This window comes from Chryseobacterium sp. JAH, from assembly GCF_001507335.1.
GTDB lineage: Bacteria > Bacteroidota > Bacteroidia > Flavobacteriales > Weeksellaceae > Chryseobacterium.
Genome location: NZ_LMAH01000003.1, coordinates 526,107 through 546,193, shown reverse-complemented (window position 1 = coordinate 546,193; position 20,087 = coordinate 526,107). Strand labels below are relative to the sequence as shown.

Sequence of the window (20,087 nt, the reverse complement as noted above, 5' to 3'; positions counted from 1 at the left end):
AAATATTATACTTCTTCTTTGAAAAAAGTTTTGTAAAGTGAGTAAATCATCGCATTCCAGAAAGGCAAAGTAAGCAATCCACCCACCAAAAATAATGCAAAGCCTATGTACTTAAACAAAACCGCAACAATGACGCAAGCAGAAATCTCGATAAAATGAAGTTTCAACGCTTTCCAGTTTAAAGCAATTCCTTCAAAAATTGTTTTATTTTGGAAAAACATAAGAGGGGCTACAAAAATTGTTGCTATTACCCAAACCACAGGAAGTATTATAGTCTGAGCAATGAGAGTGTATAAGAAGAACCAAAAAATAAAATAACTTACATATCTGAAAAAATTCAATCCGTTGTAGCCTGCAAATAAATCTCCGACAACCACCGTCTCCTTTAAATCAATTTTTCTGAAAATTTGAAAGAATCCTAAATTTAGAGGATATAGAAAAATTTGAACAGCAACAATCCCTAGATAAAAATTTTGAAACCCTTCTGTCGCCATGATAGTGGCAATATTCGTTTTATACTGATCCATACCAGAAGGTCCCGTATTCATATAATCGGAAGCTGCTGTTAGAAACTGATCCATAATTCCGTACTTATCAGAAAAATAAAACATAACTGTCAAAAAAATCGCAAAATAGATAATTGAAAACATCACCTGATAAAGCAAAGTTCTGTTCCAGTAATAAAAAGCCTGTTTTAAAATAAAATCGAGTCCCGGTTTTTGTGGATATTTCTCCTGCATTAAAAATATTTTGTGCAAAAGTAAACATCAATAACTACTTTTGCGGAATGTTTTCGGCAAATCATCAAAAATTTATTGAAATGGACGAACTTTCACTTCAGAAAGTTCCTTTTTTCTTTATGATAGACTTTCTCGTTGACGAGATAGAAATTTTCAAGCAAAACGAAATTGAAAGAAATGGTTTACTAATTGATTTTCAGTCATTTTCAAACACAGAAAAGCAGGAAGCTTTAGATAGAAAAACGGAATTGAAATCCTTTCCGGAATCATTGGAAAGTTTTCAAAAAGGCTTCGATCACGTTCAGCAAAATATCCGTCTTGGAAATTCTTACCTTACCAACTACACCCGAAAAACGAAAATAGAAACCAATCTGACTTTAGAAGAAATTTTCTTTCATTCTCAGGCAAAATACAAGGTTTTATATAAAGATTTTTTCGTATTTTTTTCTCCCGAAACTTTCGTTAAAATAATCAGTGATAAAATTCTCACTTACCCGATGAAAGGCACGATTGATGCATCTTTGGAGAATGCCGCAGAAGTTTTAAAGAACGATAAAAAAGAAAAAGCCGAACATTATACCGTTGTCGATCTGCTTAGAAATGATCTCAGTATCGTTGCAGATAATGTGACGGTAGATAAATTTCAGTACATCGATTTTCTGAAAACCCATCAAAAGAATCTTTTTGCGATGAGCTCGGAAATTTCAGGAAATGTAAAAGCCGAATACAAAGGAAAAGTGGGAAGCATTATGCAAAAACTTTTACCTGCAGGATCAATCTTAGGTGCCCCAAAACCCAAAACGTTAGAAATCATTTTGGAAGCTGAAGGTTTCGACAGAGGGTTTTACACCGGAGTTTGCGGTTGGTTTGACGGAGAAAATCTAGACAGTTGCGTGATGATTCGTTTTATCGAAAAAGAAGGTGACCAACTGTATTTTAAAAGCGGCGGCGGAATCACGCACATGAGCAAGTTAGAAGACGAGTACGAAGAAATGAAAAATAAAATCTATGTCCCAATTCATTGAAAGCATTAAAGTAGAAGATCAGGAACTATTCCTGCTGGAATTTCACCAAAAACGTGTCAACGATACTTTTGCCCATTTTGGGAAAGAAGGCTCTATCGATTTGGAAAAAATCTTTAAAAACCTAAATCATGATGAAGATGGTCTGTACAAACTGAGGCTGACTTATGATCTGGATAAAAAATTCAGAACCATGATGATTCCTTACGCGATTCCGGAGATACAGGATTTTCAGTTGGTTGAAAACAATATTTATGACTATTCTTTTAAGTTTGAAGACCGTAAAGAACTGGAGAAAATGAAGATGAAATCAAAAGCTGAAGAAATCATTATCGTTAAAAACAATCACATCACCGACACTTCATTTTCCAATATACTATTTCAAAAAGGCAAGGAATGGTTTACACCCTCCACTTATCTGCTCAACGGAGTTCAGAGACAGAATCTTCTGAAGAAAAAGAAGATCAAAGAAGCAGAGATTACACTGCAAAACATCAAGGAGTTCTCACATTTTCAGCTAATTAATGCGCTGAATGACTTTGATGACATGTTCATTTATCCTATTTCGAAGATTACCAATCTTCCCGGGAATGATGATTATTTAAACCTTTAGAATTGTTTATTATTAAGTTCTAAAATAATTTCTTTTCCTTAACCGTACAGGAAGAAAATTATTTTAGAATTCCATAAAAATACACTCTTCAGGGACGGAGAAAGTAATTTTTATGAATTTATGCCCTTCTAATTTTCCTTTAAAAAATTAAAATAAGCTTTCAGAACATCTGCATTATTTTTACCGTGTGTGAAAACTTCGATTATTTTTGGTTGGACATCTGGCTTATAAAAGTTATCCAAGACACGATCAAGCGTTCCGTCATCTTCCACTTTTGTATATGTGAAGCCAAAGTGTTTCGCTAAAAACTCTGCATTTTTGTGATGCTTGGTGGCAATAAATTCATCCAATGTATTTGGATTTGCATTTCCCGGTCCCGGAATGATTTTGAAAATATTCCCTTCCCCATTATTAAAGATTATAATTCTGGTAAATGGTGGAATATATTGATTCCAAAGCCCGTTAATATCGTAGAAGAAGCTTAAATCTCCCGTTATTAATAATGTTGGATTTGTATTTTTGATGGCAAAACCCATTGCCGTAGAAGTTGAGCCGTCGATTCCGCTGGTTCCGCGATTACAGTAAATTTTTCTTTTACCGAAGTCAAATAACTGAGCATAACGAATCGCCGAACTGTTACTGAAATGGATATTATAATTTTCGGGAATACTTTGCGAAGCTTTATTAAAAAAATAGAAATCTGAAAACTCAATCAGATTCAAAAATTCTGAATGTTTTTTATCTTTTTTATCCCTCAAAACATCCCAAAGATTGAAGTAAGGTTTTGGCTCTAGATTGATAAAATGAAGTAACTTAGAAAAGAAAACTTCCGGTTTTACCTCAACTTTTTGTGTAAGCGCAAAATAAGTATCCGGTTGCCAAACCTCATCCAAATGCCAATGCGCTTTCGGGTGTGCTTTTCTTAAAAACTGCTTCACCCTTTTCGAAACCACGTTCTGCCCGATGGTAATTAGTAAATCCGGGGCATAAGTTTTATAATCTTCTTCGGAAAAATGGGTTACATAACGGTCGATGTGTTTGAAAAACTTATCGTGATGCAAATTTGAATTGACTTCACTTAAAACCACCACAGAATGATTTTTGACCAATTGGGTCAGCTGATTTTCAAGTTCCGGGCTATAAGCTCTTGTCCCTACAAGAAGCATGATGCGCTGTGAAGTATTCCAGTCGGCTACTAAATTTGATGGAATTTCATATTCTTTTTTCTTGATTGTCTTCTCAACTTCAGGAAAAGTCGGCAGCTCTGAGACCAAGTCATACAATGGTTCTTCGAGAGGAATATTGATATGAACCGGACCTTGCTTTTCAAAACAGAGCTCGATAGCTTTTTTAATGATCTCTGAATTAATGTCTTCAGCATTGTCCTTGCTGTCTTCCAACAATTCGAAATCTCCGTAAGAATGCTGATGAAAAATATTTTTCTGTCGGATGGTTTGTCCGTCAAAAAGGTCGACATAATCCGTTGGTCGGTCAGCCGTTAAGATCAAAAGTGGAATATTTGAATAAAAAGCTTCTGTCACAGCAGGATAATAATTTGCAGCTGCTGAACCGCTTGTGCAGGTAATTGCAACCGGTTTTTTTTCGCTTATTGCCATACCAAGAGCTACAAATGCGGCACTTCTTTCATCAACGATACTGAAACAGTTGAAGTCATCCAATTCCGAAAAATGAATCGCGAGAGGAGCGTTTCTTGATCCCGGAGATATGACAACGTCTAAAATACCATATTGCTGAAAAAGATTGGCAAGTACCTGAATACTTCTCTTGGAGGAATATTTTTTCATTTGAAAATTCTATTGATTTTTGAAGGTAAAATAAAACCGTCTTAAATTTCACCCTCATTTATTTACCAATTAGGTGTTCGCCGATTTCACGAGACAAATTTAGTCTATAAATAATTAATTGTAAAAACATTTAAGTCAAAAAATCTGTAAATTAGCCGCACGTAAAATTTCTATAAAATGGATAAAATACCTAGTGTAGACCTGCGTGATTTCCTTTCGGACAACCCGGAACGCAAACAGAAATTTGTAAATGAAATCGGAAAAGCTTACGAAGAAATTGGATTTGTTGCCTTAAAGGGACATTTCCTCGATGACAAACTCGTAGATAATCTTTATGGAGAAGTAAAAAACTTCTTTGAACTCCCAACAGAAACCAAACAAAAGTATGAGATCCCCGGAATTGGTGGACAAAGAGGTTATGTAGGTTTCGGAAAAGAGACCGCAAAAGGATTTAAAAAAGGGGATTTGAAAGAATTTTGGCATTTCGGACAATACGTTTCGGATGACTCAAAATATAAAAGCCAATATCCTGATAATGTGATCGTAGACGAGCTTCCAAAATTCAACGAGGTCGGTAAGGAAACATACCAAATGCTTGAAAAAACAGGAAAATACGTTTTGAGAGCTTTAGCATTGTATCTTGGTCTGGATGAATTTTATTTTGATGATAAAATTGCTGAAGGTAATTCGATCTTGAGACCCATTCATTATCCGCCAATCACTCAGGAACCCGATGATGCGGTAAGAGCAGCAGCTCATGGTGACATCAATTTGATTACTCTTTTGATGGGTTCTCAAGGGAAAGGACTTCAGGTTCAAAACCATAAAGGTGAATGGATTGATGCGATAGCAGAACCAGATGAATTGATGATTAACGTTGGAGATATGCTTTCTAGGCATACCAATAATAAGTTGAAGTCTACGATTCACAGAGTGGTCAATCCGCCAAGAGAATTGTGGGGAACTTCAAGATATTCCATCCCTTTCTTTATGCATCCGGTGAGTGAAATGTCGCTGAATGCTCTAGAAAATTGTGTAGATGAAAATAACCCGAAACTGTATGAAGATACCACTGCAGGTGAGTTTTTGCACGAAAGATTAATTGAATTGGGATTGATTAAAAAATAATTTTGAAACCGCTCTTTAGTGAGCGGTTTTTATTTTCAACAGCATCATCTTGGGGAAATCTTTGAAAATCTCTGCAGTCAGTAGGATAAACTTTTATTCTAAAAGAACCTCAACTGCTGCTCTCTCGTCCCTGTAAAACCATCTGTACAAAGTTTCGGAAATTCTTTTCCTTCAAAATATTTCTTTCTGCCGATTTTAAAAGTATTGTGAATCATTTCTGCAATATTCCCTTCGCCTTTCATTCTTTCAACAATTCTTTTGTCTCCCAGTTTTCCGCCACGCATGGAGCGAATGAGATTTAAAACTTTTTGCGCTCTGTCAGGAAAAGCATCTTCAATCCACTTCACAAAAACAGGTTCCACGGTGTCATTTAACCTCACCAAAGTATAGCCAAAACTCTGTGCTCCTGCATCTGAAATTGCTTTTAAAATTGCTAATGGCTCATCACTGTTCAATCCCGGAATAATCGGCGCCACCATCACATGAGGTGGAATTCCGTTTTGAGAAAGAATTTCTACTGCTTTCAGTTTATTTTTAGACGAACTCGTTCTGGGTTCCATCTTTCTTCGCAGATCTTCATTGATGGTCGGAATACTTAATGAGACAGAAACGAGATTCTGCTCTGCCATCGGTTTCAAGATATCCAAATCTCTAAGAACCATTGCATTTTTTGTAAGAATGTTGACAGGGTGTCTATAATCAAGACAAACCTTCAGTAACTGTCTGGTAATCTCAAACTGTCTTTCAGCAGGCTGATAGCAATCTGTGTTTCCTGAAAGCAAAATCGGTTCAGGTTTGTAACCTCTTTTTTTGAAGAATTTCTCCAGTAGTTCTGGAGCATTTTTCTTAACCATGATCTTTCTTTCAAAGTCAATTCCTGCGCTATAGCCCCAGTATTCGTGTGTTGGTCTTGCAAAGCAATACGAGCACCCGTGCTCACAACCCTGATAAGGATTCATCGAATATTCCATCGGCAAATCCTCACTTTTCACCTTATTAACAATAGTTTTAGGGAAAACTTCTGTGAAAGTAGTTTTTGTCGTCTCGAAATCTTCATCATCTGGCTCAAAGGTGAATCTGTCGAAACGGTTGATGACGTTTCGCTGAGCTCCCTGACCTTTTATGATATTTTCGTTCTGCATTTCATATGTAAAATTATAAAGGTTTGTTTTGAAAATAATGAGTTTTAACACAAAAGTTTTCCACAAAAAAATCCGCCATCAAAAATTTTCGAGGCGGATTATATAAAATTTATATCTGTTACTATTTCTCTTACTTGAATGCGTAATACTCTATACCATGATCTTCATCATCAGAATTTTTATCAAAATGCCTGTGATGATCAGAGTAATATTCGCTGTATTTTTTATGTTTTTTACTTAATATTTTTTTTACGCTTAAAAAGCTAAGCACTGCCAACAGACCTACTCCTCCTGCCAGTAAAACCCCTACTTCTTTTTTCATATTTAGTACAATTTTGTAAATAGATTAAGCAAATAGTGTACCTTTTTCACACACTGTCATTATAATTTTTGTTAACATTAAACAGTCCGCAGAGACAGCATATTTAACTCACCATGCTTTTTATGGTTTGAAAATTGTAGTAATTTAATGAGAAACAAATCAAAAAAAATAATATTATGGAAAATCCGGACAACATGGACAGAATGACCACTCTAAGTCAGGTAATGGAAAGGCTTAGAGAGCGGGGCATACACCGAGAATTCAGAATGAACGAAGCTTGTGAAATGAAATACGAAGATTCAGACAAAAACTATCAACCCGGCGAGTTGACGATTCTGAAAACCTATCGCTTTGAAGGTGACAGCAATCCGGATGACAGTGCCGTTTTGTATGTACTTGAGGATAACTCTGGAAATAAAGGTATTATCATTGACTCATATGGTGCAGACAGCAATTATCCCGGTCACGAATTTGATACTTTCCTTAGAGATATTCCCGTTAATGAAAGTGATGAGTATGATTTTTAAATAATAACTCTCTTTACAACTATAAAAAACCGAAACTCACTGAGTCTCGGTTTTTTCTTTTTTCTTAAATACTTTTTTGAAAAAGCCTTTCTCCTTTGGTTTTTCAGCTCCTTTGTCTGGAGCTGTAACTGCTTTAGAAATATCTTTTTCTGCTTCTTTTACTGAAGTTTTAACCTCCTTCACTGTGCTTTTAACGTCTTTTACAGATTCTTTGGTTTTTTCAACGGTTTGTTTAGCTTTATCAACGTCAATCCCGATGAGTGTTTTCTTAAGACCGTCTTCAATTCCCTTCCAGAAAAGATTAAAGAATGACTTCGTAGGATCTCTTTCAACACCTTCTACAATGACAGACTCAGGAAATTTTCCGGAATCTGATTTTACGAAAATATTGACTACCGCACTTAAAACGCCTTTTTTCTTTTTACTATCTTTATCTAATATGGAAACTTTTAAATCTTTATGCTTAAGATTAAAAGTTCCGCCAATACCTTTAGGATTTCCTTTAAAATTAAATAACATTTCCTGTATCGTTCCTGTCGCAGTAATACTCATATAAGGAACAACAAAAGCATTCAAAGCCTCTGCAGGAATATTGTTCAGCTTTCCTGCAATCGTAAAACGGTCGCCCTGATCTGTCGTATCAAATCCCCAATTGACTGACAGCAACGATGTTTTCATAAAAGTACAATTGATTTTAATGTCAACCTGAGTAGGTTTTCCTTTCATCTTTGCGGAATTCAGGTTCTTCACGTTCATATTAAAATTGGTAAACGTAAGTTTCCCCGGCCCGCTGCTTTTTGGCGTATCTTCTTCGTATTCTAAAACCGAATTTTTGAGTTGAAGCTGATCAATAAACATCGGAATTTTGATCGTCCTCAACAATCTGGAATACAATAACTTTTCTTTCGGATCATCTGCCGGAATTTTACTTCTGAAAATATTGGCATTTGCGGACAAAATTGTAACATTGTTGGCATGAAGAAATTTACTCTCTGAAAATAAATCCCAATTTCCAACCGCGGTCACCTGATTGGCTTTCAGGTCATACAAATCGCTCTCAACAGGAATCATTCTGATAAACTGAGCTCTTGAAACAAGAGGCTTCATCGCAAACTGATCGATCTTGATTTTATTTTTATTCAATGCTAAAGCTCCTACTGTCATATTATAGAACTTTGTTTTGTATGCAAAATTCTTGGTTGTAAGATCATAATCTTTCACTTTAACAGCCAAACCTCCGTTCTTTGGTTTCTCTGTCAGTTCAATATCTTTTATCGTTGCATTAAGATTGTTGAATTGTAACGGTTGATTTTTTGAATCATAAATTAAATTCGAATTCTTTAAAGTGACATTTCTGACCAAAATTGGAAACTGGATTCCGTTGAACTCTGACTTTTTATTAGATTTAATGGTTCCTGCAGTAACTGTTCCATTAACCTGATTCACCAAAACGTCTTTTACATCAAGATTGAGTTTTTTGTCGACAATCTCCCATTTGTTGATATTAAAAACAATTTGATTGGCTTTAAGATGCATCGTTGTTTTACCTGAACCCAAATGTTTCGGAATCACTGAGATATTTTTGAAATCTCCTTTTTTCGGACTTAAAGAAATACTTCCGACATTAATATCCTGATGATTGGAAAACTGAACATCTTTCCCTGAAAAACTAAAATCCTTGTATCTCAGCGGAATCATTTCTTCAGAAATATCTTTGCTATATTCAATGTTTTTGAACTTTAAACTGACATCTTTAGCAAATAGCAGTTTGTTGCCATCTGGCTTATTGACCTGAATTATGCCTCTATCTAATTTAAAATCACCCAGATTTAATTCAAAATTGAGCAGTTTTTTTACCTTATCCGGAATTGCATCCGTAGTATAAACTAAAATATTGGGATTCTGAAAACTGGCATTAGTCAGAGAAACTTTATTATCTTTTAAAACAACATCTCTAAAATCAATTTTCGGGATATTTGCCGAGATCAGTTGCTTCTTCTTCGGATATAATTTTTTGAATTGTTCAAATTCAATCATCGGAGCAAGCTGAAACTGATCAATCGAAACCTGACCATTCGTCGTGGTAACCTTATCAATTTTCAAAGTATAAATATCATTCGGTTGGAAGAAAATATCTTTTCCTTTAATGCTGTACTGATCAAACGTAAAAGGCAGTTTATTTTCTACCGTTTCTTCGTTTAACTCAAGATTTTCTACAAACAAATCCAAATCATTAACGCCCAATAATTTTTGCTTGGTATATTTAAAAACCTGAATCGTTCCGTTATTTATTCTGATGTTTTCAAAACTAATTGGATTTGTCTTCTTATCAGTTTTTTTGTCTTTCGGTTTTGCCAGAATAATATTCAGATTGGGATTTGCCAAGAGCAGATCACTCGAACTGATGGTTTTATTAAAAATCGCATCATAAATTCCGAAACGACTTACTTTCAAGGTATCAATCGTTCCCTGGAAACCCATTATATTCAAGTTCTGCGGATTTTTATTATTGACAGTAATTCCAGTCGCCAAAATATTTCCGGTTCCCAAATCAACCCCTAAAGATTGATAGGATACTTTATAATCTGTATTTTTTTTAATATAGTCGGGAAGCTGGGTTTTGAGCCAGATATTGATCGCAAAATTTGCAATCAGAATAAGTCCGAAAAAAATTCCAAGACCTATTAAAATCTTTTTAACCCAGGGTTTTTTCATAATAACATTTTAATTTTTTACTTCCAGCTCAATCACATAACCTTCATGTCCTCTCACATTCATAAAATTGCCACCTTCAAACGCTAAGTACTGACCTTTGATTCCAACAAGTCTTCCTATAAACTCAGGTTTCTTGTCAAGAGTAAAAGAACTTACTTTTTCGGGCTTTGAAAACGGATAATCAAACTTCCACATATCTTCGCCTTCAGAGTAGAACTTTTGGAAATCCTCAGGGAAATATTCTCTTATTTTCTGCTGGAAATCTGCCAAATCTACTTCATCTTCAAAATCATCCTGCAGCATTTTTCTCCAGTTGGTTTTGTCGGCAAGATGTTCTTTAAGGGCAACTTCTATCATTCCTGCTTCGTAGCGGTTTTCAGTTCGCGCAATCGGTAGAGCAAATGTCGCGCCCTGATCAATCCATCGTGTGGGAATTTGCGTATTTCTCGTTACGCCTACTTTCACATCGCCCGTATATGCAAGATATACGGTATGCGGCTGCAATTGGATTTGTTTCTCTATATCAAGATCTCGTTCTCCAATTCCTAAATGAGCCGTTGAAAGCTCCGGACGTATAATCGTGTCGCTCGCATATGGACTTTCAAAAAAACAGCTTTTACAGAAGCCCATGCGGTAGATTGTTTTATCTAATCCACAATTTACACATTGAAAACCTGTATGCTTAATGCTCAATTCTTTCCCCAACAATTCATTCATATGAATCAAATCCCCTGAAAGATTTAAATAATATTGAATAGGTTGGTCATTGAAACTAGTCATTTTTAAAATTTGCCCTTGAAACTGCATGTTTGTTAACTTTTAAGTAAATATAAAATTTTAGAATCAGTTATTATTCTTTTTCGTTTTTATTCGTTCCATTTCCAGCTTTAATTCAGAAATTTGCGCCTGCATTTCTCTTATTTTCTCAGATTCTGAATTTTGCTGTTTCGGCGAATATTGCCAAATCAATTGGATGTCTTTTACAAGATTATTATGTTCTTCCAATTTATTTTTGCCAATCGTTATGCTGTCATTTAACAATGTTATTTTTAAAAACCTGCTTCCATTTTGCTCATAAAGTTCGTGACTGATAATGGCTAGTTCAGGGTGATTTTCTTTAATTGTTTTAATATAACTTTCAGATCTTTCATTGAGTTTTTCTCGATCCCATTTTTTCTTGGTCAGAAGAATGCTCGGGATCAGGATAAGAGCAGAAATCAAACTAATAAAAAGTGACATTTTTTTGTTTCTAATCTTATTTTTCTGAAGATAATATTTTTGATATCCCAATACAATGCTGAGAATCCAGGTTCCGACGGCGATGAAGAAACAGTTGATAAGATAGAAGTAAAATCCTCCCCAAAAATATTCCCAATTTCCATTTGCAATTCCATATCCAGCCGTACAAAGAGGCGGAATGCATGCTGTAGAAACAGCAACTCCTGCAATTACTTTAATGGCTTCTTTTCTAACAATTCCCAAAAACCATGCGAAACCTCCCAGTAGTGCTAAAAAACAGTCAAAAATGGTGGCAGTCTTAAAGCTTTCAAGCTGTGCCGTTTCAGAATGAAAAGGCGTGATGAAAAAATACAACGCAGACGAGCAAAGTGCAACGACAATCATTAAAGCCCAATTTACGATTCCTAAGCGCATCAAATGTCTATTACCAATCGAAAAACCGAAGGCCGCGCCCACTATAGGCCCCATCAAAGGAGATATCAGCATCGCCCCTATTACCGCTGCTGGGCTGTTGATATTGAGACCTATACATGCAATCCCCATTGAGATGACCAAAAGCCAGAGATTGTGGCCTCGAAAATAAATTCCTTCCTCAATCTCTGTAAAGGTAAAATCTTCTTCCTCCTCCTTAGGTAAAGCAAAAAGCTTTTGAAAATTAATCATCTCTTCTGTTTAAAAAACAAAAGTAAGAAAAGAGCATTCAACTATTATTAATAAATTTGTCTTCTAAAAAAATACACATGACCTATCTCGTTACGGGAGGAAGCGGATTTATTGGTTCTCATTTGGTAGAAGAATTATTGAAACACGGACATTCTGTCATAAACATTGACAATTTTGATGATTTCTATGATTATAAGATGAAAATTAAAAATACTTTAGATTCTGTCAAAAAAAGTATTGATTTTAAATTTTCCGATAAAAAAAATGATATTGCGAGCTTGATTTCTATTTCAAAATCAGACCGATACGTTTTATACTATCAGGATATCAGAGATAAAGAAGGTTTAGAAAAGATATTTAAAAACCATCAAATTGATTTAGTCATCCATTTGGCTGCCCTTGCTGGAGTACGTCCCTCTATCGAAAGACCTTTAGAATACGAAGAAGTCAATGTACGCGGAACCATGCATCTCTGGGAACTATGCAATGAATTTAAAATTAAAAAATTCGTTTGCGCCTCATCATCAAGTGTTTATGGCAATAACGAGAAAATTCCTTTTTCAGAAACCGATAATGTAGACCACCCCATCTCTACATACGCGGCCACAAAAAAATGTGGTGAAATTTTAGGTCATGTTTATCACAGTCTTTATCACATTGATATGATTCAGCTTAGGTTTTTTACCGTTTACGGACCAAGACAAAGACCTGATTTGGCGATTTATAAATTCACAAAACTTATTTCTGAAAATAAAGAAATACCATTCTACGGCGACGGAAACACAGCAAGAGACTATACATACATCGACGATGTAGTCGACGGAATAGTAAAATCTATCAATTATTTAGAAAACAATATTAACGTATACGAAATTATCAACCTTGGAGAAAGTGAAGTCATCAAGCTTTCTGAAATGTTGTCCGTTATTGAACAAAATCTTGACAAAATTGCCACAAAAAAAATACTGCCAATGCAGCAGGGCGATGTGCAGAAAACCAACGCTGACATTACAAAAGCAAGACATCTGCTCGGTTACGAGCCCACCACAAACTTCCAAAATGGCACAAAAAAATTTGTGGAATGGTTTTTGAGAAAATGACATCAATCTGCTGCTATCATGCTTATAGTATGATTTGCAGTAAACATATACAAAATTTAATAAAAGAATTGAAAATCAAGTCATAAAAAAAGTTTATAATATAACCTATTTTTATACTTTTGCAAAAAATAAAAATTATGTACTGGACATTAGAATTAGCTTCATACTTAAGCGACGCACCTTGGCCGATGACAAAGGCAGAACTTATCGACTACGCAATCAGAACTGGTGCACCCATGGAAGTTGTAGAAAACCTACAGGCAATCGAAGACGAAGGTGAGGTATACGATGCAATCGACGAAATCTGGAGCGACTATCCTACGGACGAAGATTATCTTTGGAACGAAGACGAATATTAGTACAAAGCATTAGGCTTTAGGCAATATGCTTAAAGCTTTTTCAATAATAACATACACCATCGAGTGTAATTTAATATGCTTAAAACCTGAGGTTTTGAGCTTAAAACAAATTCTATGAGTTTTTTAAATAAAGTTCTTAAAGGGTTTTTGGGAGACAAAAAAGCGCAGGACCTGAAAGAAGTAAAAAAAGTTGTAACAAAAATCAAAGCTGTTGAACCTAGCATTGGAGAATTATCAGATGATGGGTTGAGAGAGAAAACGGCTCAATTTAAGTCTAAAATTAAAGAGGCTACCAATACAATTACAACTCAGATAGAGCAAATCAGAGAGCAAATCAAAAACTCAAAAAACGTTGATGAAAAAGAGGCTCTTTTCTCGAAAATTGAAGCTTTGAAAAAAGATTCTTACGAGATTGAAGAAAAAGTTCTTTTACAGGTTCTACCAGAAGCTTTTGCGTTAATCAAAGAAACATCAAGAAGATGGGCTCAAAACGGAGAAATCCGTGTAACAGCTACAGATTGGGATAAAGAACTTGCTGCAACTAAAGATTTCGTTGAAATTCAAGGAACTGAAGCAGTTTGGAAAAACTCATGGGATGCTGCAGGTACACCTGTAAATTGGGATATGGTACATTACGATACTCAGTTTATTGGTGGGGTGATTCTTCACAGCGGTAAAATTGCAGAAATGGCAACGGGTGAAGGTAAAACTTTGGTAGGAACACTTCCTATTTACCTTAACGCACTTCCTGAAAGAGGAGTACACGTGGTAACTGTGAATGACTATTTGGCGAAACGTGACTCTGCTTGGATGGGACCATTGTACCAATTCCACGGGATGTCTATCGATTGTATTGATAATCACCAACCCAACTCAGACGGAAGAAGAAAAGCATACAACTCAGACATCACATACGGAACCAATAACGAATTTGGTTTTGATTACCTGAGAGATAACATGGTGGCTTCACCTACAGAATTAGTACAGAGAGAATTAAACTTTGCCATTGTGGATGAAGTTGACTCTGTATTGGTAGATGATGCAAGAACACCTTTAATCATTTCGGGTCCGGTTCCTCAGGGAGACAGACAGGAATTTGATGTTCTTAAACCTTCTATTGACAGAATTGTAGAAGTTCAGAAAAAAACAGTTTCTACAATTTTTAATGAAGCAAAGAAATTGATTGCTGCCGGAAATACTAAAGAAGGTGGTTTTAAATTGCTTCAGGCTTACAGAGGTTTGCCGAAAAACAGACAGTTAATCAAGTTTTTATCTGAAAGCGGAAACAGAGCATTACTTCAGAAGGTGGAAGCTCAGTACATGGCTGACAACAACCGTGATATGCCAATCGTTGATAAAGATCTTTATTTCGTTATCGAAGAGAAAAACAATCAGGTTGATTTGACCGATAAAGGTGTGGAATATATGTCTCAGGGTAACTCTGATACAAACTTCTTCGTTCTTCCTGACATCGGGACTGAAATCGCTGAAGTGGAAGCTAAAAATTTATCTAAAGAAGAAGAATTCGAAGCTAAAGAAAAGCTATTCTCTGATTTTGCTGAAAAATCTGAGCGTGTTCACACGATGAGCCAATTGCTGAAAGCATATACATTGTTTGAAAAAGATGATGAATATGTAGTGATCGATGGCGAAGTAAAAATCGTTGATGAGCAGACAGGTCGTATCATGGAAGGAAGACGTTATTCTGACGGACTTCATCAGGCGATTGAAGCTAAGGAAAGCGTAAAAATCGAAGCTGCTACACAGACTTTTGCTACGGTTACTCTTCAGAACTACTTCCGTATGTATAACAAACTTGCGGGGATGACGGGTACGGCAGAAACTGAGGCTGGAGAACTTTGGCAGATTTACAAATTAGACGTTGTGGTAATTCCTACCAACCGTCCGATCCAAAGACATGACAGACAGGATTTGGTTTTCAAAACCAACAGAGAAAAATATAACGCTGTAATTGAAGAGATTGAAAACTTAACATCTGCCGGAAGACCAGTATTGGTGGGTACAACTTCTGTTGAGATTTCACAATTGCTATCAAAAGCACTTCAGTTAAGAAAAATTCAGCACCAAGTACTGAATGCGAAACTTCACAAGAAAGAGGCGGAAATCGTTGCCGGAGCAGGTCAGCCAGGAGTTGTAACCATTGCAACCAACATGGCGGGTCGTGGTACCGATATTAAGCTTTCGAAAGAAGTAAAAGAATCAGGTGGTTTAGCGATTATCGGAACAGAAAGACACGATTCAAGACGTGTTGACAGACAGTTGAGAGGTAGAGCAGGACGTCAGGGAGATCCTGGAAGTTCTCAGTTCTATGTTTCTTTGGAAGACAACCTAATGCGTTTATTCGGTTCTGAAAGAATTGCTAAAATGATGGACAGAATGGGTCATAAAGATGGTGAAGTTATTCAGCATTCTATGATTTCTAAATCAATCGAAAGAGCTCAGAAGAAAGTAGAAGAAAACAACTTCGGAACAAGAAAGAGACTTCTTGAGTACGATGATGTAATGAATAAGCAGCGTGATGTAATCTACAAGAGAAGAAAGAACGCATTGTTCGGAGATCACTTGAAGTATGATATCACTAATATGATTTTTGATGTTGCCAACTCTATCGTAGCGAAAGGAAAAGCAACTGGAAACTATAAAGATTTTGAATTTGAAGTCATTAAAAACTTCACAATGGAATCTCCGGTTTCTGAGAATGATTTTAAATCTAAACAAATTCCGGAACTAACTGACCTTCTTTTCAAAGCAGCTCAGGCTGACTATGATATGAAGCTGAACCTTTTGAAGGAAAAATCATTCCCTATCATTGAAAATGTGTATCAAAACCAAGGTTCAATGTTTAAAATGATTCAGGTTCCTTTCACAGACGGAGTGAAAACGCTAACCATCGTTACGGATTTGAAAGAAGCTCACGACTCCAACTGCGAAAGCTTAATCAATGATTTTGAGAAGAATATCACTTTATCAATCATCGATGAAAACTGGAAACTACACCTTCGTGAAATGGATGATTTGAGAAAATCTTCTCAGGGAGCTGTTTACGAGCAGAAAGATCCATTGGTAATCTACAAGCAGGAATCTTTCCACTTGTTTAGCGAAATGGTTGACAAGATGAACAAAGAAATTATATCATTCTTATACAGAGGAGAAATTCCAGCATAAGAGATAATTACATATATGATAAAAAACCGCTTCAATTGAAGCGGTTTTTTTGTTATTCAATAAATAATATTTAACTACAAATATGACAAATATCAATCCGATAGTTTATTTAGAATAATTAAAAACTATATATTTGCAAAAAAATAAGCTTCATGAAAAAACTATTGGTTTGTGCATCATTGTTGGGTTCAATGATATCGTTTGCACAGGAAAATGATACTATTAAGTCTGATCAAATTGATGAAGTAGTAGTTACCGGTTATTTAACCAAAGACAGTCAATCGGCAAACAAAATGCCACTTAAAGATATTGAAAATCCCCAGGTCTATAATACAGTAAATAAAAATGTCATTAAAGAACAAGTTGTTACGAACTTTAATGATGCTCTAAAAAATATTACAGGTATTGCAAGATTATGGGAGTCTACCGGAAGAGGAAATGACGGTGGTGAATATTATTCAATGAGAGGTTTCTCTTTACAGCCTAATCTTATCAACGGAATGCCTGCATTCAACAACGGAACTTTAGATCCTGCAGGAATCGAAGTAATTGAAGCGATCAAAGGTCCTTCTGGAACACTTTACGGAGGTAGCGTAATTTCTTACGGAGGATTACTAAATGTTGTAACCAAAAAACCATACAATCATTTCGGAGGTGAAGTAGGATATGTTACTGGAAGCTACGGTCTAAACAGGGTAACAGCAGATGTAAACACTCCAGTAGGAAAAAATATGTATGCAAGAGTAAACGCAGCATATCAAAAGCAAAACTCATTTCAGGATGCAGGTTACAGCGAATCTATCTATGTTAACCCATCTATTAAATATGTAGTTAATAACAGATTGACCTTTTTCGTAAATACTGAAATTAAGAAATCTGATGCAGCAAATGCACCAATGATTTTCTTAAGCAGATACAGTCCACTTTCTTTTAATTCAATAGACTTGTTTGAGCAGAATTATAAAAATTCTTACACTTCAAATGATTTAAGCATTAAGAATTCTTCATTCAACATCCAAGCTCAGGCACAATATAAAATTTCAGATAATTGGATGTCAAGTACTATCGTTTCAAGAGGAAATACGAAAACTGATGGCTATAATCATTATTTGTGGGATTCATCTAATGGAAATGAGTTTACAAGATTTATTTCAAAATTAGGAGGAGAAACAAATACAACTGCTATTCAGCAAAATTTTGTAGGAACCTTTAATATTGGAAATGTAAAAAATAAACTTTTATTTGGTTTAGATTACTTTCAGAGAGAATTTTTGATTGGTGGAACTGGATGGGCCGGTTTTGGAACAATCTCATTGGTTAATCAGTCAGACACCAATGCTGGACTTTTAACTAAATCAGCTGTTGACAATGCTTTGGCAGGAAGTGCTCAAGCAATTGGAAGCATGGAAACCAAAATCTACAGTGCATATGTTTCAGATGTTGTAAACATTCTTCCTAATTTATCTGCAATGTTAAGCCTTAGAATGGATCACTTTACAGGAAATCCAACAGCCTATGCAGTAGAAAAATCTAAAAACACAACAACATTTTCTCCAAAATTAGGTTTAGTTTACCAGCCAATTAAAGACAAACTTTCCATATTTGCCAATTATATGAATGGTTTCCAAAATGTTGAGCCAGTACAAAACACGGATCTTAGTGGAAACAAATCATTTGCATACTTCGATCCGGAACACGCAAATCAGTGGGAAGTCGGAACGAAAGCAAGTTTAATTAAAGATAAATTATCAGTTACCGCAAGTTATTACAATATCTTGGTAAAAGATAAGGTAATGGCAGATCCTACCAATCCTTTGGCAAGTATTCAGGGAGGAGAAGTAGAAAGTAAAGGTTTTGAAATTAGCGTGGTAGGAAGTCCTGTTGCAGGATTAAATGTAATCGCAGGTTTCAGCCAAAACATCAGTGAAGTTACTGTAGGAGATCCAACATATGTAGGGTATCGCCCTGAAGAAGCAGGTCCACGAAATATATTCAATTTCTGGGCAAATTATAAAGTTCAGGATGGTGCATTAAGAAACGTCGGTATAGGTTTCGGAGCAAATTCTGCAAGTAATCTTTATACATTAAACAGAGCAGGAATCGGAACATTTACCATTCCAAGTTATGCAATTTTTAATACTGCACTTTCTTATAATGAAGAAAAATATAGTGTGATCCTAAAACTAGATAACGTCGCCAATAAGAAATACTATTCAGGATGGTCAACGGTAACTCCTCAGAGATTAAGAACCTTATCCCTTAGTTTAAACTATAAATTTTAATAAAATATTTAAAAGCTAGCCAATGGCTAGCTTTTTTTATATGAAGAAGAAACATCATCATAAAAAGAAACCTACATTTATTAAAAAATGGTCTGCCAAACTGCATTTGTGGTTTGGTTTATCTGTTGGAATGATCGTATTCATCGTTTCTTTGACCGGGACGATCTATGTTTTTAAAGATGAGATTCAAAATCAGCTTAGGAAAGATGCGCTCTATGTAAAGAAAGAATCTATCATTGCAGAGCCTATGTCTATTGAAGTGCTTCGTGAGAAAGTTTCGTTAGAGGTCAATGAAAAATATCCGATTAGCTCTGTGGAGATTCCTTTAGATAAAAACAAATCTTATGAATTTCTCTACTATGAAAAAGACAAAAAAGCCTGGAATTATTTTGACGAAGTGAAAATTAACAAATTGGTTTATGTGAACCAGTATACCGGAGACATTCTGGGGATTTACAACGAAAAATATGATCTCTTCCCTATTTTAAAATCCATACACTGGAGTTTATTATTAAAAGCTGATTGGGGGAAATATGCAGTAGGAGTTCCGGTTGTTGTCTTTATCATTATGCTCATCACGGGAATCATTCTCTGGTGGCCCAAAAATAAAAAAATGAGAAAAGGACGTTTTTCATTCGACTGGAAAGACGTAAAAACATGGAAGCGTAAAAACTATGACCTTCATCGTGTTTTAGGATTCTACGTTTCATTTATTGCCTTAATCATGAGCCTTTCAGGAATTTATTTCGCATATCCATGGGTGAAAAATGCATTCAATTTTACGTTATCCGGAACGATTGATTTGCCTAAAGAAAAGGAATCTAAATCTCCGGATTCACTTTTAGCAAAAAACAGTTCAGTTTTTGACCTTACAGCAAAAGAGACCAGGAAATTATATTCAAGCTCGTCAAGTTTCAGAGTTCCATTAAACGGGAAAAATAAAAAGGGAAAAGATTTAAAAAACATTCCGGTGACCGTCTATGGTGAAGAAGGAAAATTTGCCATCAGAAATCAGTTAGCATTTGATAAATACTCAGGAAAACTACTGTCTAATAAACGTCATCGTGAACTTAATACTGCAGAAAAATATGCCTATGCCAATTATGACATTCACACAGGATCCTATTTCGGAATGATAGGAAAGATTATTTGGTTTATTGCAGGGCTGATCTGCACATCATTACCCGTAACAGGATTTTTAATATGGCTGGGGAAACAGAAGAAAAAAGGAATTAAAGCGTAAT

The 20,087-nt window shown here is 35.5% G+C and carries 16 protein-coding genes; 9 read left to right on the top strand and 7 right to left on the bottom strand.

Annotation, left to right across the window (positions count from 1 at the left end; genetic code table 11):
• Nucleotides 1-5: 5 nt before the first annotated feature.
• On the bottom strand, nt 6-740 hold the full coding sequence (locus AR685_RS09685) for a hypothetical protein (protein ID WP_059124424.1): 735 nt from the start codon (nt 738-740) through the stop codon (nt 6-8).
• Between the two features lie 47 nt (nt 741-787).
• Here AR685_RS09685 and AR685_RS09680 point away from each other — a divergent pair, with 47 nt between their 5' ends.
• The gene (locus AR685_RS09680) at nt 788-1,765 is read left to right on the top strand and encodes an aminodeoxychorismate synthase component I (RefSeq protein ID WP_059124423.1); all 978 of its coding nucleotides are present in this window, start codon (nt 788-790) and stop codon (nt 1,763-1,765) included.
• Nucleotides 1,749-2,375: an aminotransferase class IV gene (locus AR685_RS09675; protein WP_059124422.1), complete on the top strand. Its 627-nt coding sequence runs from the start codon at nt 1,749-1,751 to the stop codon at nt 2,373-2,375. The genes AR685_RS09680 and AR685_RS09675 overlap by 17 nt, the downstream gene beginning before the upstream one ends.
• A gap of 128 nt (nt 2,376-2,503) precedes the next feature.
• Here AR685_RS09675 and menD read toward each other — a convergent pair whose 3' ends face one another.
• Nucleotides 2,504-4,180 carry a 2-succinyl-5-enolpyruvyl-6-hydroxy-3-cyclohexene-1-carboxylic-acid synthase gene (gene menD, locus AR685_RS09670; protein WP_059124421.1) on the bottom strand — a complete coding sequence of 559 codons (1,677 nt, stop codon included), beginning with the start codon at nt 4,178-4,180 and terminating at the stop codon, nt 2,504-2,506.
• A 177-nt stretch (nt 4,181-4,357) separates the two neighbouring features.
• Here menD and AR685_RS09665 point away from each other — a divergent pair, with 177 nt between their 5' ends.
• Complete coding sequence (locus AR685_RS09665) at nt 4,358-5,308, top strand: isopenicillin N synthase family dioxygenase (RefSeq protein ID WP_047443447.1); 951 nt, start codon at nt 4,358-4,360, stop codon at nt 5,306-5,308.
• A 98-nt stretch (nt 5,309-5,406) separates the two neighbouring features.
• On the opposite strand, the gene AR685_RS09660 is transcribed toward AR685_RS09665, so the two are convergent.
• Together AR685_RS09660 and AR685_RS09655 are read right to left on the bottom strand one after the other, a co-directional pair.
• A complete protein-coding gene (locus AR685_RS09660; RefSeq protein WP_059124562.1) occupies nt 5,407-6,450 on the bottom strand; it encodes a PA0069 family radical SAM protein in 1,044 nt (347 codons plus the stop codon).
• A 130-nt stretch (nt 6,451-6,580) separates the two neighbouring features.
• Complete coding sequence (locus tag AR685_RS09655) at nt 6,581-6,772, bottom strand: hypothetical protein (protein WP_047443446.1); 192 nt, start codon at nt 6,770-6,772, stop codon at nt 6,581-6,583.
• 176 nt (nt 6,773-6,948) lie between these two features.
• Between AR685_RS09655 and AR685_RS09650 the strand changes: the two genes are divergently transcribed.
• Nucleotides 6,949-7,299, top strand: coding sequence for a hypothetical protein (locus AR685_RS09650; protein ID WP_047443445.1), 351 nt, complete (start codon nt 6,949-6,951; stop codon nt 7,297-7,299).
• A gap of 36 nt (nt 7,300-7,335) precedes the next feature.
• On the opposite strand, the gene AR685_RS09645 is transcribed toward AR685_RS09650, so the two are convergent.
• Genes AR685_RS09645 through AR685_RS09635 form a run of 3 tightly spaced genes read right to left on the bottom strand, consistent with a single transcriptional unit; the run spans nt 7,336 to nt 11,916 of the window.
• The gene (locus tag AR685_RS09645) at nt 7,336-10,014 is read right to left on the bottom strand and encodes a hypothetical protein (RefSeq protein ID WP_059124420.1); all 2,679 of its coding nucleotides are present in this window, start codon (nt 10,012-10,014) and stop codon (nt 7,336-7,338) included.
• 9 nt (nt 10,015-10,023) lie between these two features.
• Nucleotides 10,024-10,821 carry a DUF2797 domain-containing protein gene (locus AR685_RS09640; RefSeq protein WP_059124419.1) on the bottom strand — a complete coding sequence of 266 codons (798 nt, stop codon included), beginning with the start codon at nt 10,819-10,821 and terminating at the stop codon, nt 10,024-10,026.
• Nucleotides 10,822-10,857: 36 nt separating this feature from the next.
• On the bottom strand, nt 10,858-11,916 hold the full coding sequence (locus AR685_RS09635; protein ID WP_059124418.1) for a DUF389 domain-containing protein: 1,059 nt from the start codon (nt 11,914-11,916) through the stop codon (nt 10,858-10,860).
• Between the two features lie 77 nt (nt 11,917-11,993).
• Here AR685_RS09635 and AR685_RS09630 point away from each other — a divergent pair, with 77 nt between their 5' ends.
• The 5 genes from AR685_RS09630 to AR685_RS09610 all read left to right on the top strand — a co-directional run bounded on the left by AR685_RS09630 (nt 11,994) and on the right by AR685_RS09610 (nt 20,086).
• Nucleotides 11,994-13,016 (top strand): GDP-mannose 4,6-dehydratase, encoded by a 1,023-nt coding sequence (locus AR685_RS09630; RefSeq protein WP_059124417.1) that lies wholly within the window; start codon nt 11,994-11,996, stop codon nt 13,014-13,016.
• 137 nt (nt 13,017-13,153) lie between these two features.
• On the top strand, nt 13,154-13,375 hold the full coding sequence (locus tag AR685_RS09625; protein ID WP_034709134.1) for a DUF2795 domain-containing protein: 222 nt from the start codon (nt 13,154-13,156) through the stop codon (nt 13,373-13,375).
• 114 nt (nt 13,376-13,489) lie between these two features.
• Nucleotides 13,490-16,561, top strand: a complete 3,072-nt coding sequence (gene secA, locus AR685_RS09620) for a preprotein translocase subunit SecA (RefSeq protein WP_059124416.1) — start codon at nt 13,490-13,492, stop codon at nt 16,559-16,561.
• Between the two features lie 152 nt (nt 16,562-16,713).
• On the top strand, nt 16,714-18,843 hold the full coding sequence (locus AR685_RS09615; RefSeq protein ID WP_059124415.1) for a TonB-dependent siderophore receptor: 2,130 nt from the start codon (nt 16,714-16,716) through the stop codon (nt 18,841-18,843).
• Between the two features lie 22 nt (nt 18,844-18,865).
• On the top strand, nt 18,866-20,086 hold the full coding sequence (locus tag AR685_RS09610) for a PepSY-associated TM helix domain-containing protein (protein WP_228376423.1): 1,221 nt from the start codon (nt 18,866-18,868) through the stop codon (nt 20,084-20,086).
• Nucleotide 20,087 lies beyond the last annotated feature (1 nt).